General features: G+C 62.7%; 15 protein-coding genes and 4 pseudogenes. 4 read left to right on the plus strand and 15 right to left on the minus strand.

The window, feature by feature from the left end; genetic code table 11:
- On the minus strand, positions 1-675 hold the full coding sequence (locus OKW40_RS35620; RefSeq protein WP_429493701.1) for an HAD-IA family hydrolase: 675 nt from the start codon (positions 673-675) through the stop codon (positions 1-3).
- A 98-nt stretch (positions 676-773) separates the two neighbouring features.
- Complete coding sequence (locus OKW40_RS35625; RefSeq protein WP_429493702.1) at positions 774-1,679, minus strand: LysR substrate-binding domain-containing protein; 906 nt, start codon at positions 1,677-1,679, stop codon at positions 774-776.
- Between the two features lie 119 nt (positions 1,680-1,798).
- Between OKW40_RS35625 and OKW40_RS35630 the strand changes: the two genes are divergently transcribed.
- Positions 1,799-2,878 carry a hypothetical protein gene (locus OKW40_RS35630; protein ID WP_429493703.1) on the plus strand — a complete coding sequence of 360 codons (1,080 nt, stop codon included), beginning with the start codon at positions 1,799-1,801 and terminating at the stop codon, positions 2,876-2,878.
- A gap of 37 nt (positions 2,879-2,915) precedes the next feature.
- Here OKW40_RS35630 and OKW40_RS35635 read toward each other — a convergent pair.
- The 3 genes and pseudogenes from OKW40_RS35635 to OKW40_RS35645 all read right to left on the minus strand — a co-directional run.
- Positions 2,916-3,002 (minus strand): annotated as a pseudogene (locus tag OKW40_RS35635) (type II 3-dehydroquinate dehydratase); the annotation flags it as partial.
- Positions 2,993-3,148 (minus strand): annotated as a pseudogene (locus tag OKW40_RS35640) (Gfo/Idh/MocA family oxidoreductase); the annotation flags it as partial. The pseudogenes OKW40_RS35635 and OKW40_RS35640, both read right to left, overlap by 10 nt.
- A 51-nt stretch (positions 3,149-3,199) precedes the next feature.
- Entirely contained in the window at positions 3,200-4,603 is a 1,404-nt protein-coding gene (locus tag OKW40_RS35645) for an MFS transporter (RefSeq protein ID WP_090806323.1), read from the minus strand.
- Between the two features lie 230 nt (positions 4,604-4,833).
- On the opposite strand from OKW40_RS35645, the pseudogene OKW40_RS35650 reads away from it, so the two are divergent.
- Positions 4,834-5,098, plus strand: a pseudogene (locus tag OKW40_RS35650) (LysR family transcriptional regulator); the annotation flags it as partial.
- Positions 5,099-5,138: 40 nt separating this feature from the next.
- Here the strand turns inward: OKW40_RS35650 and OKW40_RS35655 are convergent.
- The 4 genes from OKW40_RS35655 to OKW40_RS35670 form a co-directional block, all read right to left on the minus strand.
- The gene (locus OKW40_RS35655; RefSeq protein ID WP_429493704.1) at positions 5,139-6,488 is read right to left on the minus strand and encodes an MFS transporter; all 1,350 of its coding nucleotides are present in this window, start codon (positions 6,486-6,488) and stop codon (positions 5,139-5,141) included.
- A gap of 51 nt (positions 6,489-6,539) precedes the next feature.
- Positions 6,540-7,118 carry an isochorismatase family protein gene (locus tag OKW40_RS35660; RefSeq protein ID WP_429493705.1) on the minus strand — a complete coding sequence of 193 codons (579 nt, stop codon included), beginning with the start codon at positions 7,116-7,118 and terminating at the stop codon, positions 6,540-6,542.
- 45 nt (positions 7,119-7,163) lie between these two features.
- The gene (locus tag OKW40_RS35665) at positions 7,164-7,616 is read right to left on the minus strand and encodes a MarR family winged helix-turn-helix transcriptional regulator (protein ID WP_184065162.1); all 453 of its coding nucleotides are present in this window, start codon (positions 7,614-7,616) and stop codon (positions 7,164-7,166) included.
- A 120-nt stretch (positions 7,617-7,736) separates the two neighbouring features.
- Positions 7,737-8,384 (minus strand): VTT domain-containing protein, encoded by a 648-nt coding sequence (locus OKW40_RS35670; RefSeq protein WP_187613097.1) that lies wholly within the window; start codon positions 8,382-8,384, stop codon positions 7,737-7,739.
- A 150-nt stretch (positions 8,385-8,534) separates the two neighbouring features.
- Between OKW40_RS35670 and OKW40_RS35675 the strand changes: the two genes are divergently transcribed.
- Positions 8,535-9,062 carry a GNAT family N-acetyltransferase gene (locus OKW40_RS35675; RefSeq protein ID WP_429493706.1) on the plus strand — a complete coding sequence of 176 codons (528 nt, stop codon included), beginning with the start codon at positions 8,535-8,537 and terminating at the stop codon, positions 9,060-9,062.
- 91 nt (positions 9,063-9,153) lie between these two features.
- Here the strand turns inward: OKW40_RS35675 and OKW40_RS35680 are convergent, their stop codons facing one another.
- Together OKW40_RS35680 and OKW40_RS35685 are read right to left on the minus strand one after the other, a co-directional pair.
- Positions 9,154-10,212, minus strand: a complete 1,059-nt coding sequence (locus tag OKW40_RS35680) for an alkene reductase (protein WP_429493707.1) — start codon at positions 10,210-10,212, stop codon at positions 9,154-9,156.
- An 85-nt stretch (positions 10,213-10,297) separates the two neighbouring features.
- Positions 10,298-10,600, minus strand: a complete 303-nt coding sequence (locus tag OKW40_RS35685; protein ID WP_018424976.1) for an ArsR/SmtB family transcription factor — start codon at positions 10,598-10,600, stop codon at positions 10,298-10,300.
- A 139-nt stretch (positions 10,601-10,739) separates the two neighbouring features.
- Here OKW40_RS35685 and OKW40_RS35690 point away from each other — a divergent pair.
- Positions 10,740-11,277: pseudogene (locus OKW40_RS35690) on the plus strand (IS110 family transposase); the annotation flags it as partial.
- A gap of 217 nt (positions 11,278-11,494) precedes the next feature.
- On the opposite strand, the gene OKW40_RS35695 reads toward OKW40_RS35690, so the two are convergent.
- From OKW40_RS35695 to OKW40_RS35710, 4 genes are all read right to left on the minus strand, one after another.
- Positions 11,495-12,400 (minus strand): GlxA family transcriptional regulator, encoded by a 906-nt coding sequence (locus OKW40_RS35695; RefSeq protein ID WP_429493708.1) that lies wholly within the window; start codon positions 12,398-12,400, stop codon positions 11,495-11,497.
- Positions 12,401-12,470: 70 nt separating this feature from the next.
- A complete protein-coding gene (locus OKW40_RS35700) occupies positions 12,471-12,734 on the minus strand; it encodes a hypothetical protein (protein ID WP_429493709.1) in 264 nt (87 codons plus the stop codon).
- Between the two features lie 450 nt (positions 12,735-13,184).
- Positions 13,185-13,400: a hypothetical protein gene (locus OKW40_RS35705; protein WP_184067996.1), complete on the minus strand. Its 216-nt coding sequence runs from the start codon at positions 13,398-13,400 to the stop codon at positions 13,185-13,187.
- A gap of 93 nt (positions 13,401-13,493) precedes the next feature.
- Complete coding sequence (locus OKW40_RS35710) at positions 13,494-14,747, minus strand: glycosyltransferase WbuB (RefSeq protein ID WP_184068000.1); 1,254 nt, start codon at positions 14,745-14,747, stop codon at positions 13,494-13,496.
- Positions 14,748-15,171 lie beyond the last annotated feature (424 nt).

Genomic DNA, 15,171 nt, shown 5'->3' on the forward strand with positions numbered 1-15,171 from the left:
TCAGTGACGACGATCGCGGCCAAAGCCTGCGAGCCACGGCACCAGCCCATCGAGCGAGGCCGCTTCGACCTCGGGCGCCTGCGCTCCCGTGACGAGCGGCAGGCCGACGTGGTTGTGCCAGTAGGTCCGCAAGCCGACGGCGGCGGTGCCGAACATGTCGTAGCTCGAGCCGGCGACGAACGCGGCGCGGCGCGGCTCGACGCCGAGCTTGTCGAGCGCGAGGCGGTACGGTTGCGGGTCCGGCTTGTAGACGCCGGCTTCCTCGGCGGTCACGATCGCGTCCCAGCGCACGGGCAAGAGCGCGGCCGCCTGCGAGCCGAGCCGCGTCGAGCAATTGGTGACGACCGCGAGCTTGCAGTGCGGCGCGAGCGCGCGCAACGCACCGAGCGCGCCGGGCCACGGCGTCAGGTTCAGCCAGTTCGCCTCGAGCGCGTTCGCGGCCGATTCGGACAAACCGACTTGCGTGGCGGCCTCGCGCACCAGGTGTTCGTAGGGAACGTAGCGGCCGCAGCCGTATGTCAGACGCAGATAGGCGGCACGCCATGCGCGGCCCGCTTCGTCGGAGCCTGCCGCACGGTTCCATGAGGTCCACGAGTCGAGCAGGGCGGTTAGCAGGTCGAACAGGACCGCGTCGGGGTAGGCGGGGGTGTCGGTGGAATGGGCGGCGGCAGTCATGATTGCATGGGGCCGGCTGTTGAGGATGAGTCAATTATAGGTTTTCGATAGTACTTCAGCGTTCAGATAGGTTGACTGTTAGATTCAGATGGACTGAATCACCGCCGCCACGGTGGCAACGGCCTGAAGCGGCCTTGCAGATACTGCATGAAATGGCGCGTGCGCGCGGGCAGTCCCGCCCGCTGATGCGTGAGCGCGATCACGTTCGCGTCCGGCGCTTTCCAGCCCGGCAGCAGACGCACGAGTTTGCCCTTCGCAAGATCCTCGGCGACGTCCCATTCGGAGCGCAGAATCACGCCGCGTCCCTCGCAGGCCCATTGGCGGATCACGTCACCGTCGTTGCAACTCAGATGCGCGGACACGCGCACGCCGCGGCGCGTGCGGCCCTTGCTGAACTGCCACAGTGACACGTCCTCATTGTTTTCGCGCAGCACGATGCACGGCAGCCGGTTCAACGCATCCGGCGATTCGGGCTGGCCGATTCGCCTGACGAGCGCGGGCGCTGCGCAGACGAAGCGCGCGTTCGGCGCGATCGTATAGCCGACCAGGTTCGACGGCGGCAGCTCGCCGATATGCACGACGATATCGAAGCGATCGAGCGTTTCGGTCAAGGGCCGGTCGGACAGCGTCAGCGCGACGTCGATGTCGGGGTTCTGCTGCTGGAACTCGCCGATCAGCGGCGCCAGATGGCGTCGTCCGAAACCGAGCGGCGCATTGATCTTCAGCGTGCCGACGAGGCCGCCGCGGCGCGTTTGCAGATCGTCGAACAACGCGTCGAACTGCTCGATCAGTTCGGCGCCGCGCTCGCACAGCAGCAGGCCTTCGTCGGTGAATTGCAGGCGGCGCGCGCTGCGGTTCACGAGCTGCATGCCGAGCTTCTTTTCGAGTTGCTGCAGGCGCTGCGTGACCGCCGACGGCGACAGCGCGAGTCGGCGCGCGGCGGCGATCAGGCTGCCGCTCGCGCGCAGCGTGAGCAGGAAGCGGATATCGGCCGAATCGTTCATGGGTGCGAGGTGGGAGCAATGGCGGGAGCGGGGAATCTCGCAGCATAATGCGTCCGGATCGATCACAGGGTAAAGTGGCGCTTCCAGTCTATTGATCCAATCATTGGAAGAGAAGTCCCATGCCGTTGCCTCATGAGTCGTCCGCGTACGACGCCACGCCCAATACTCCGCTGAAACAGGCGGTTTTTCTGCACACGGGCTGGCGCAGCGCGGGCACGTGGGTGTGGTCGCGGCTGCGCGAACACGAGCGCGCGGCCGGTTTTTACGAGCCGCTCAGCAATGTGCTCGCCGATCTCAAACCCGCCGACGTGCCCGCCTCGCGGCCGACCTTGACCTCGGGGCACCCGCCGCTCGCCGCACCCTACTTCGACGAATACCGCCCGTTTCTGCGCGAAGATGCGCGCGGCGTGGCGGGTTACGACCGGCGCTTCAGCATCGATCGCTTTACGCGCGATCCCGATGCGACATTCCCTTCACTGCAGGCCTATCTGCGCGCGCTGAGCGAGCACACGATCGAGCAGGGCCGCGTGCCCGTCTTCAAGTTTTGCCGCACGGGGGGTCGTCTGCCGTGGCTGAAGCGCGCGTTTGCCGAGGCGCTGCACGTGGGCGTGCTGCGCAATCCCGCATCGCAGTTCGCATCGGGTTGGATGCTGCGGCAGCAGTGGAGCAATGCATTCTTTGTCGCCGCGCCGTTTCGCGTGCTCGGTCTGAATCAGATGGACCCGCTGGTGCGCGAAGCGATCGGCGTGTGCGGCGTACGCCTGCCGCCGCTACCGTCGATGCCCGATGACGCATATGCCGTCGCCTGCGAGCAATTCGCGCGCACGGTGGACAGCGACAACGCGTATCGCGCGTTCATTGCGTTGTGGATCCTCTGCGCGCTGCGCATGGGCGAGGGCGTCGATTTGCTGATCGATATGGAGCGGCTCGGCGAGTCGCGCGACTACGCGGCCGGTCTGCGCGCCGCGTTCGACGCGCAATGCGGCTTGTCGCCCGACTTCACGAGCGCGCGCGATCTGGTCGAGGAAACGCGCCGCGGCGCGGCGCGTATGACGGGCATCGACGGCGGCGCGTTGCGCGCCGTGCATTCCGCCGCGCTTAAATTCCTGAAGGCGCGGGCGGGCATCGACGCGGCCTTCGTCGAGGCGGTGCGCCAGAAGATGGTGCTGGCCAACGAGTTGACCGAAACATGGCGCTAGCCGTGCGAGGCCAGCGCCGCGCGGCGCATTCCCGTGGCTAGCCCGCCGCCGATACCGCCGCGCGCAGCCCGAGCAGATAGCTGTCCACGCCGAAGCCGCAAATCTGTCCTTTGACCAGAGCGGCACGCCCGCCTCGGCCGCGAGCGCGGCGGCCGCGGGCGACGGGTCGACGATCGCCGACAGCGTGCACGCGTCGCTTTGCTGCGCGACCGCCAGATGGGCGCGGCCGATGTACCCCGCGCCGGCGACGGCGATCCCGGTGCGGTTCATGAGCGGGTTCCCTGAAAGTCCTGATCAAGACGCGTTAAAGGGCAAGCAGGCTCAAGCAGCGGCCTTTTTCGCGTCGGCCATGCTCTGCGCGCGCATTGCGTCGTAGCTGAGCTTGTCGAGCGGCACGACGTTCTTTTCGCCGAGGTCGCCAAGCCGCACACGGAAGTTCTCACGCGCGCTCCATGCGGCGATCGCGCAGACGATCGTGATGGCGAACGTGATCGCGCCGATCGTCAGCGGCACGTTGTGCGATCCCGGCGGCGCGACGTAGGCGAATAGCGCCGGCAGCAGCGCGGTGATCGTCGTGCCGATGTTCTGGCCGATCGCCATCGCGGAGACGCGCGAACGGGTCGGGAACAGTTCCGGGTAGAAGCTCGGGAAGATCGCGTTGTAGCCTTGATAGATGACGCCCCACATCAGGATCGACACCACCATCGCAAGCGGCACGTTGTGGATGCTGATCGCGTACAGATACGCGAAAGAAAGCAGCCCTGCGCCGAGCGCGCCGACGATGATCGGCAGACGCCGCCCGATCCGGTCGGACAGATTGCCCACGTACGGAATCACCAGCACCGCGACGATGTTGCCGATTACCGGAATCCACAGATACAGGCTCTTCGAAAAGCCGATGCCGTACGACGGCTGCACCGCGTACGCCGCGCCGAAGATCGTCGCGACGACCGGGATCACGTTCATCAGCGAGCACAGCACGACGCGCAGCATGTCGCCCCAGTTGTACTTGAACGCTTCGACGATCGGCGAGCGCGGCACGCCGCCGCTCGCGTCCTCCTTCTCGAACGCGGGCGTTTCCTCGACTTCGCGGCGGATGATGTACCCGGCGATCAGCACGACCGCGCTGAGCAGGAACGGAATGCGCCAGCCCCACGCATTGAACGAGGCGTCGTTCATGAAATAGGCGAGCGGCAGGAAGATCGCGGCGGCCAGAATCTGGCCGGCCTGCACGCCTTGCAGCGTGAAGCTCGCGTAAAAGCCGCGTCGCCCGAATGGCGCGTGTTCGAGGATCATCGAACTGGCGCCCGAGATTTCACCAGCGACCGCGAAACCCTGGATCAGTCGCAGCACGACGAGCAGCACCGGCGCGAGAAAGCCGACGTGCTGATAGGTCGGCAGCAGACCGACCGCCATCGTCGACAGACCCATCAGGAACATGCAGACGAGCAGTACATTCTTGCGCCCGTGTGTATCGCCCCAGTGCCCGAGCACGACCGCGCCGATCGGCCGCGCGACGTAGCCGACGCCGTAGGTTGCGAGCGATGCGACGATCGCGATCTTGGGATTACCGGAAGGGAAGAACAGCTGAGGAAAGATCAGGGCGGCGGCCTGCGCATAGATGAAGAAATCGTAGTACTCGAGTGCCGAGCCGATCCAGCCGCTGGCGGTAGCCTTGCGCGCCTGCGAGCTATGCCCGCTGCTTGCCGATGCGTTCGTTTGCATGACGCCTCCTGAATGGGAAATGTTTTTGTCAGCTTCTACGGCTGAATCATTGGCGCCTTTAAACGGGCGCCGCGCAAGCCAGGATTTTCCTGGTCTCGTTGCCGCGGTGCGGCACAACGGGATGGATCGACGTGTGTCACGAGCTGCCGCGGCGCACTCCGGGTTAACCACGGCCTGAGTGCGCCGGGCATTGCATTCAAACCGGCTTCAAACGACTGCCCCTTGCCCCACTGTTTCGCGGCCGCGACGACCGCTTCGGGGTCTGGCGCCTGAGCGGGCCGCATGGCGAAAGGAGCGTGAAGGTGACGGGCACGGTCGCGTCGAATCTGAGCGACATCGTCGTGCAGTGGGCGAAGGAGGGATACGGGAGTGTGCGCGGTGACGGCCGAGCGCTTGTCGTCGTCGGCGCGGATTCAGGTGTGCATCGAGTTTCTCAGGGAGCAACTGACGCACGGACCGTGTGCACGGGAGACGCGCGGCGTGGGCGGACTCTGAGCTGCGCCTGCCAGGATCCGGTGCTCACACGCTTGCGCTTTTACACGCTCGAAGCCGTATCCTCTTCCGCCTCGTCCAGCTCGCTACGCTGAACCGTCGTTACGGAGTCGGGAACGACCGTGGTGGCCGTGACGGGCCGCGGATCTTCGATGCTGTAACGCAGGCGCCAGCCTTCGCGATAGAAACGCAGTTGCCGGTATCGCATCAGATAGACAAGTCCGACGAGCGCGGCGCCGAAGCCCGATGCAGCGCCGACGCCGAGCGCCCAGCGCGGCCCGAAACGGTCGGCGACCCAGCCGACCACCGGCGCGCCGAGCGGTGTGCCGCCGAGCGCGATCGCGAGCAGGATCGCGATCACGCGGCCGCGCATGGCCGGTTCGGTGGTCAGTTGCACGAGGCTATTGGTCGAGGTGGTGAAGGTCTGCGTCGACACGCCGATCGCGATCAGCACGATGCCGAACAGCACGTAGTTCGGCATCAGCGCAGCCGCCGTGCAGCCGACGCCGAACATCGCGCCGGCGCCGAGCAGCAGCCCCATGGTGGGCCGCGCGCGGCGCGCGGCGAGCAGAGCGCCGGTGACCGAGCCAATCGCCATCGTCGAGCTGAGCACGCCGTACTCGCCCGCGCCCGCACGGAACGCGGTGACGGACATCGTCGAGATGAAGATCGGGAAGTTCAGGCCGAAGGTGCCGATCAGGAACAGCATCAGGAGCGCCGCCTTCAGATCGGGGCGTGTCCAGACATATTTGAAGCCTTCGACGAAGCTGCCGCGCGAGCGCACATTGCGCGGCTTGATATGTAACTGGTCCAGCCGCAGCATGCGCAGTGCACCGAGCACGGCGACGAACGAAAGCGCGTTGATCAGAAACACCCAGCCACTGCCCACCGACGCGATCAACAGACCCGCGACCGCTGGCCCGAGCATGCGCGCGGCGTTGAACGACGTGGAGTTCAGCGCGACGGCATTCGCGAGATCGCGTTCGCCGACGAGGTCGGATACGAAGGTTTGGCGTGCGGGGGAATCGAACGCGGTCACGCAGCCGAGCAGGCCCGCGAATACGTAGACCTGCCATAGCTGCACGAGCCCCGTGACCGTGAGCAGACCGAGCGCGAGCGCCAGCGTACCCATTGCCGCCTGGGTCGCGAACAGCAGCTTGCGGCGGTCGAAGTGATCGGCCGCGTAGCCGGTGAGCGGCAGCAACAGCATCTGCGGTCCGAACTGCAGCGACATCACGATGCCCACCGCCGTCGCGTTGTGATGCGTAAGCTCGGTGAGCACGAGCCAGTCCTGCGCCGTGCGCTGCATCCATGTGCCGATGTTCGAGACGATCGCGCCGCTCGCCCAGACACGATAGTTGAATATGCGCAGCGAACGGAACGTGGTGCTCACGGCAGGGGTTTCCTCAACGCGGTGTGGGTCGCATGCGGGTAGCGGCCCGCTTCAATTCAGGCTTTCCGCGCGCGAACGTTCGAGCAGATCGAGCACTTCCCGCGTCGTGCCGGTTTCGCCGAGGCGCGGGAAGATGCGCGTGATGCTGTTGGTGTGCGCGTCGGCGTTCAGATCGGTCATCGCGTCGACGACGAGCGTGACGTTCAGGCCCGCCTCGCTCGCGAAGCGCGCGGTCGATTCGACGCCGATGCTGGTCGCGACACCGACCAGCACCACTTGCGTGACGCCTTGCTGTTGCAGATACGCGGCCAGGTCCGTGTTCGTGAAGGCGCCCCACGTGCGCTTCGTGACCAGATGGTCCGACGGCTGCTGCTTCAGTTCGGGCAGAAGGTCGGCGAAGCCGGGCGGGAAGTCGGCGGAGCGGCGACCCTGGTCGGTGCGGCCCGGTGCGCCGGCGGTGACGTTCACGAGCACGACGGGCAGGCCGTGGCGGCGGAACGCATCGAGCAGCGTAACCGAGCGTTCGACGATTTCGCTGGCCGGACGGGGGGCGGTGGGCAGCGCGACGATGCCGCGCTGCAGGTCGACGACGACCAGTGCGGTTTTGGCGTCGAGAGTCGTGAGTGCCATGAAGTGCTCCTGCGAGTGGCGAGACGCGTGTGCGCGAATCGCGAGTTACAAATCGACGAGGCGTTTCAGCAGATCGACGCCCGTCGCGAGTTGTTGCTGTTCGGCTGCCGTGAAACGCGTTTGAATCGTGCGGTACAGCCAGTCTTCGCGTGCCGCGCGGCTTGCCTTGACCTTCTTGCGAAAGGAGGGTGTCAGCGACAGAACCGTCTGCCGTCCATCGTTAGGATCGGGCGTGCCGCTGACGAGCCCCGCGGCTTTCAGTACCGCGAGCGTTTCTCCCATCGACTGCGGCCGCATGCCGTGCGCACGCGCGAGCGAGGTGACGGTGGCCGGGCCTTCGCGTTCCAGCAAGTTCAGCACCTGCACCTGCGACGGCGTGAAGTCGCCGACATGCGACTCTTCGCGCAGACGCCGGCGCAGCTTGCCCGCCAGCACGCGCAGATCTTCGGCGAGCGTATGAAGTTCTTCCGGCGTAACTGCGGGAGGGGATTGGGTCATGCGGTGAACTCGTGCGATGACATGATGTGAAGGTTTCCTGATAAGGTTACCTTCGTATCTCGCCCGGGTCAAGTTTTGAGGTGGCGGGAGGCCGTACGCCGAAACGTCGCCACGATGGCCTCAGCGCGCCCGCATGCGCCGGTTGAAAAAGCGCCATACCGCTCCGCCGACGAGCATCGCACCGCCGAGCGCGAGGCCCAGCAACACCAGCGAACTCAGATGCTCGCGCACCACCGGCACGTTGCCGAACAGATAGCCGCCCGCGATCAGCGAGACCACCCACAGCGCCGCGCCGGCGGTGACGAACGCGACGAAGCGTGAGAACGTCATGCGCGACACGCCCGCGGCGAACGGCGCGAACGTGCGCACCACGGCGATGAACGGCGACAGCAGGAAGGTCAGGCGGCCGCGCGTCTCGCTGAACACGTGGGCGCGGCGCAGCGCATCGCGATTGAGCCAGTAGTAGTTGCGGATATAGACCTTGTCGCCGACCGCATGGCCGATCGCGTACCCGACGCTGCTGCCGGCCACCGTCGCGACGAACAGCACGGGCGCGATGATCCACACGTTCAACGCGCCGGTGGCCGCGAGCGCGCCGCAGATGAAGATCAGCGGATCGCCGGGCAGAAAGAACAGCGGCAGAAAACCGTATTCGACGAACACGACGACAAACAGCAGTGCGTAGATTGCCGTGCCGAACTGCACGATCAGCGCGCTCAGGTGCTGGTCGAGGTGCAGCGCGATCTGCAGCACATTCATCAGGTTCATCTTGGCGTGGCCTCGGGTGGCGTTCGGATGTGATGAGTGTAGTCCCGCGAGCGTGCGTGCAGGGCGCTTGCGCGAGTTTATGCCATATGCCGCTTGTCGATGTAGCGGTGCCGATGTCAAACTCGGGCGGTCTTCATCGGACGCAACGCCATGTCGCACGATTCCGCCATCACCTTCCGATTTGCCGCTTTGCACGATGCCGAAACGATTCGTGCCATCGAATTCGAAGCGGGCCTGCGTTTCGTCAGCGTCGGCATGACCGGGATTGCCGACGCGCCGCCTATGGCGCGCGAGGTCGTCGAGCGCAAGATCGAGGCGCGCGAGATCATCGTCGCGCTCGACCAGCAGACGATCTGCGCGGGCTTCGTGATGTTCGAGCCGCAGCCGACGCGCATCTACGTTCAGGAACTCGATGTGCTGAGCTCGCACGCGGGCAGGCGCATCGGCGCGGCATTGATCGAAGAGGTCGCGCGAATCGCGCGCGCGCGACAAATGACACAGCTGGTGCTGTCGACGTATCGCGACGTGCCGTGGAATGCGCCGTATTACCGACGGCTCGGGTTTCGCGATCTCGACACGTCGGAGCTCGACGCGGCGTTGCTCGCGCGGCGCGACGCGCATATCGCGCGCGGACTCGATGAATCGAAACGGGTGTTTATGCGGCGCGAGCTTGTCTAGCGCACAAAAAGCGGCGGGCGTGACTGGAATTCAGTCACGCCCGCCGCTTTGTCATTTCATACAGCGGACATGAGCCCGCTGTCGCTACCGATTACACCGTTTCGAGCGCCGGATAATCGGTGTAGCCGACTTCGCCGCGCGCATAGTACGTCGCCGGGACCGGCTTGTTCAGCGGCGCATCTTCAGCGAAGCGGCGCACCAGATCCGGATTCGCGATGTACAGCTGACCCCAGGCCACCGCATCCGCTTCACCGGAGTCGAGCACCTGCTGCGCGCTTTCCCTGGTGAACTTCTCGTTCGCGATATACGGGCCGCCGAACGCTTCCTTCAACTGCGGGCCGAGGCGGTCGTCGCCGAGCGCTTCACGTGCCGCGATAAACGCGATCTTGCGCTTGCCGAGTTCGCGCGCGACATAGCCGAACGTTGCGGCCGGATCGGAATCGCCCATCGTGTGCGCGTCGCGGCGCGGCGCGAGATGCACGCCGACGCGGTTTGCGCCCCACACGCTGATGCACGCGTCGGTGACTTCGAGCAGCAGACGCGCGCGGTTTTCGATCGGGCCGCCGTAGGCATCGGTACGCTTGTTGGTGCTGTCCTGCAGGAACTGGTCGAGCAGATAGCCGTTCGCGCCGTGCACTTCGACGCCATCGAAGCCCGCGGCCTTGGCGTTTTCCGCGCCCTCGCGGAACGCTTCGACGACACCGGCGATTTCATCGAGCTCGAGCGCGCGCGGCGTCACGAACGGACGCTCGGGACGCACGAGGCTCACGTGACCACCCGCCGCGATCGCGCTCGGCGCGACCGGCAACTCGCCGTTCAGGAACAGCGGATCCGAAATACGGCCGACGTGCCAGAGCTGCAGGAAGATCTTGCCGCCCGCCTCGTGCACGGCCTGCGTGACGAGCTTCCAGCCTTCGACCTGCTCCTGCGACCAGATGCCCGGCGTTTCGGCGTAGCCGACGCCTTGCGGCGTGACCGATGTCGCTTCGCTGAGGATCAGACCGGCGCTCGCGCGCTCGGCGTAGTAGCGCGCCATCAACGCGTTCGGCACGCGGATTTCCTCGGCGCGCTGACGCGTGAGCGGCGCCATGATGATGCGGTTCGGCAGCGTGATATCGCCAATTTGCAGCGGATCGAAAAGAGTCGGCATAAGAGTTCACCTTTGGCGGCGGGCAAGGCCCGAGCCTCAAAAAAAACTGCGTGAAAAAGGAAGCGCGGCGATGCGAATGCGGCGCTCAGAGCTTCGTGTTCATGTATTCGAGGAACGCCTGAATGACGGGCTCGTTGCGTTTGAAAAACACCCATTGACCAACCCGTTTCGACGTGACGAGCCCCGCGCGCTGCAACGCGGCCAGGTGCGCCGACACGGTGGACTGCGACAGACCACAGCGCGAGTCGATCTTGCCCGCGCACACGCCGTGGTCGAGCGGCAACTCCTGATCGGCAAAATGCGCGTGCGGCTCGCGCAGCCAGCCGAGAATCTCCCGGCGGACCGGGTTGGCCAGCGCTTTGTGGATCGCGTCGAAATCGGGCGTCATGTGGATGGTTTTCAGGTGATTCGGCAACCGGCACGCCGCAGGGCGTGCGCGACATGCATCGCTACAGAACGAATCATATATCGGAACTTAACGATATTGGTGAAAACACTACTGCGGATGGGGCGATAGGCATCGAATGCAGCAGGCAATGCTGGCGCTGCATCGCATGCGCGAGCAACTTGTGAAGTTCCGGACCATGCAAATCAACGGCTTGCGCGGACGGCTAACCGAGTACGGCGAAGTTACGGCTAAAGGACGGGCGTCGATTGACAAGGCGATACCCGAGATTCTTGTCCGGGTTGCTGACCGCGACCGCGGCGGTTGCGATGATAGGCGACGCGAAGGCGTTTCGATCGGGGCAGGAGTTTGCCGCGTGGGCGGGACTGGTGCCGAAGCAGACCGGTTCGGGTGGCAAGGTAAACCTTCACGGCATAAGTAAGCGCGGCGACACATATTTGCGAACGCTGCTAATCCACGGTGCACGCAGTGTGTTGATAAATGCGAAAGAACCAGGCGCGTGGGTCGAGCAGCTGAAAAAGCGGCGGCATCCGAACGTGGTGATTGTCGCACTGGCAAACAGAATGGCGCGGACGATCTGGGCGGTACTAGCCAATGATCGTCCGTACCAGAAGGGATACGTGAGCATACATCCAGCGGAAGTGGGAAACGTCTCGTAAGAAATTGACTCTGTTGAAGTGGAGCGAAGGTTGCGTTGGGAATCGAGAGTGATGGCAACACAGGTCGGACCGTGATTCGCTTCCCCGACTACCTGTCAGGTCCGGTCCAGGCTAATACACATTAACTCAAACCAACCAGCCTCCACGATTCCCGGGGCGGTTCACCGGTGCGCTTGACGTGACTCCCCACTTGCGCATCTGGATTGCTGTTCGTACGTCAACTCTTTCGTCGACTCTGCGTCCGGAACTCAGTAGGCGACATCGAGAGCTCTTTACGGAAAAGCTTCGACAGTCTCTCTCCGTTGCTAAGACCGGTTCTACGAGCGATCTTGTCCACCGGAAGATCGCTGTTGGCGAGCAGCTTGCACGTAAGATCGAGCCGCGCACCAAGAAGGTACTTTGAAGGCGTAACACCGAGCTCCCGTTTGAACAGACGCAGGAAATTGCGCTCACTCATCGAAGACGTGCGCGCCGCATCGCCCACCGATATGGGCTTCGCGCAATTCTGGACGATCCAACGCGCCGACGCACGTGCTTTCTCGGCGAGCGTCTTTGCATCCATCTCTTCGAACGCGGGGGCCAATGTACGCCCGCCATCCGAACCGAGACGGTCCGCCACGCGCGCGGCCAACTCCGCTCCCAGATCCATCTTGAGCAGTGCGAGCGAGGTCACCAAAGCCTGATCGCGATCATGCTCCGCAGCGCTCGCGGATAACGATCGGAGACGGATATCATGCTTCACCGAAGGCCAATCGCACCGCGCCACGCCGGCAGCCGACAAAACCATGTGCCCATTCCCGATCGCGGTCACACGGACGCCTCTTGCACAAACCAGTCGCAACAGATCAATGAGGTTGTCGTCGACGGAGGCGTGCGCGACACCACTTCCGCTGGGAACGAAGAGGTTGTCGAGACGATCGAAATCGCGCGTGGAAAAATGCTCTGTCCAAACCATCATCGATGACGAGCACGCAACCGCTCCACCGTCAGCCGAGATGAGGTTCACGCGATATGTCACGGAATGATTCGAACTTTGCGATTGTAATTCATTAGCGACATGCAGAGCTTCGGCGAGCGTACCGGCGTCCAGCAACGAAAATCCGTCATACAAAATAATCGCCACGTGCTTCACGATTGTCGAACACTGAACAGACCGAATGTCCTGTCTCGGACAATCAAGCGGTGCTAGCGCGTCAGATAAGATTGGCGTCATGCGGCCTCCAGTTCGGCAGGTTTCTATTCGTCACACGGAAAAAAGACAGGATTTCCATGTGGTGTCGGACTTCGATTCTCTCGTTTTCAGATTTATCCTTGCCGTTTTTAATCGACAAGGTTTCTGGCGAGAAAAATACGTTGCCGAAGAGCGGTGGTGCAAGCCCGGCATCCAGGTCGCGGCGCGCGATAAAAACGACTGTCAGCAGAAAATGCAGCGGCCTTGCCTCAATGTCGAGATGCAAGGTGTCCGCTTCAAAATAGCGGAGGCGTCACTGCAATATGGGCAGCAACCCGGTAATCAGAAAGAAAATAGTAACAACAAGCATCGACTTCTCGTTTCGTATAACGATATCGGGAGTCTGCGCCTGATGCGAATCAGCGAGGTTCCCATATATCGGTATTCCTGGTTCAAGCGTATTCTTCATATAGTAGACTTTGAAGATAAACTGGCGAGATAATGAGAAGTTGTGCCACGTAAATATCGTTACACGCCATAACTTACCGCGTGAAAAAAAATCCCACCAATTACTTTCAACCTTTATCGGCCGGACAGGGCTAAGTTTTGACTTAATGAAACTACGGCGCGTTCAACTGGCCGCATACCTTGGTGAATTAGTAGGGAAGGTCTGCAAAAGTCCAGGTGTTGACGTCTGGGTGGACGAAAAGCGCTGCAAGGCGAAGCCGCTTCAGATCTAGTCCCGGCTAATACATCTGATTGAATCATCCATGCCCATGGCTTCACCGAGTCTCGTGACCGCAACCATACAAATCCGGTCTCCGGCCTCTTCGAGCGTGATGGTCTGTTCTTTGTAGGCCAGTGCGATCGCCTCCACTGCACGCATAAAGAACTCCGACTCCTCATCCGTCCAGTCCACGGGAAGGTCAGCACTAAGCCATTCTGAATTCATCCCTGCCTCCTTAGGATACCTTGTGAGGTCCACGAAGCAAGCTGGATCTCGCTCATTTGCGCTAGCACCGGATCCGAAGACTGTTAAGTGGGCCTACGTCGTCGCGCGGTCTCCGAGGTCTCGTTTGCCGAGAACTGAGCTGCGAAGCCGTGCCTCAAACTGGAGGAGAATCGTTTCTTTCGAGAAATTGGATGCGGCGTATTGCCGTCCGAGGGTGCCAAGGCGCTCACGAAGCGACGGGTCGTCGGCGAGACGAAGGATGGCGTGTGACAATGCCGTGAAAGAGCCGGGCTCGACTGCGACGCCGACCGAGTTGATGACGCTCCATAACTCGGTACCTTCATTCGCAGTCGCAATTACCGGTCGGCTGCTCGACAGCATTGGGCCAAGCTTCGAAGGCATGACGAGATCCGCGGCGCCCGCAACCTGTGGAAGGACGTGTATGTCCGCAAGCGATAGCAATTCATTGAACCGCTCTTTAGGTTGCAGCCCGAGAAACTTGACGTTCGGTACGTCACGGGCCTTTTCGAGCAGGACATCTTTTGCTGGTCCAGCGCCACAGATCAGGAACATGATGTCCGCGCGCCACGTGAGAAGCTTTGCAGCGTCGACAATGATTTCCAGACCTTGCTTAAGTCCGAGATTGCCTGAGTAGAGGACGACCAGCGCTCCGTGGCCGATGGTGAGCTGTGCGCGATAGGGGTTGTCCGTGCTGTTTGGATGCGCGTGTTGAGTATCGACCCAGTTGGGAAAGGTGAAAGCTTTTTCCGAGGAGACCCCCTTCTGCACGGCGAGCCGTGTCATCGCTGCGGAGGGTGTCGAGACGACGTCGGCGCGTGACATCAACCATCTTTCCACGCGCAAAGCCAGCTTTCTTGCGACATGGCCTTTCAGTATGCCCAGTCGAAACGCTGCGTCGACTTCGTAGTCCTGTACATGAAGCCAACATGAGGCGCTGGCGACGCGGGCGGCGAACAACGCGACGGGAGACGCGAACAAAGGTGGCTCTACGAGCCACACGGCGTGCGGACGCCACGCGATCTGCCATAGGGCGGCCGGACTCGCGAAAACCGCGAAGCTCATCAGATGTAGCACGCGCTTCAGACCCGACGGGCGCTTGGGGCACCAGAAGGGAACGCGTATGACGGAAACGTTGTTGATTTGCTCAGTCGAGTACGTCAACGCGTTATAGCCAGCCTTGATGCGCCACTCAGGATAGTATGGAGACGCGGTTATCACGCGTATCGTGTGCCCCTGTAATGCGAGCCACTCCGCAAGCTCCGCGGAGTACTTTCCCACCCCTGTCACCTCTGGGGCATAGTTGAGCGAGATTATCAGCACTTTCATTGAGTAATCCACATCTTGGGAAAAAGAAGATCAAGTCTGCGTTGGGCACGGGAACGTACGACCCATGCGTTCGGACTCTGATGGAGGCTATCGTGTCAAAGCTGCGCGTTCGCCTTCTTGATTCGAAGATCGCAGATATCAAATTGCCCGGTCGGACAAATGCTTGTCGTGCCTCGCCTAGATGGGCTTCGCCAGCGAGGACATATGATCGCAAGTCGTGTGGGCGCAGGAGGCCTGGTGCCGGTCTCTTGCCACTCGCGGTGGGCGAAAGCCGACAACTTCTTGCCAATTTCCGTCTTGACCGGGGGAATCAGGGCGCGGCGCTTATATTCCTTTCACGTCGACGAGATTCAAGTTCGCCACATGCGATCGCGTGAACACGCTGTGCTAACCCATCCAGTGCCTCGGCACACAGCGGCTTTGA

Origin of the sequence: Paraburkholderia sp. RAU6.4a, assembly GCF_050435625.1 — a bacterium.
GTDB classification, from domain to species: Bacteria; Pseudomonadota; Gammaproteobacteria; order Burkholderiales; family Burkholderiaceae; genus Paraburkholderia; species Paraburkholderia tuberum.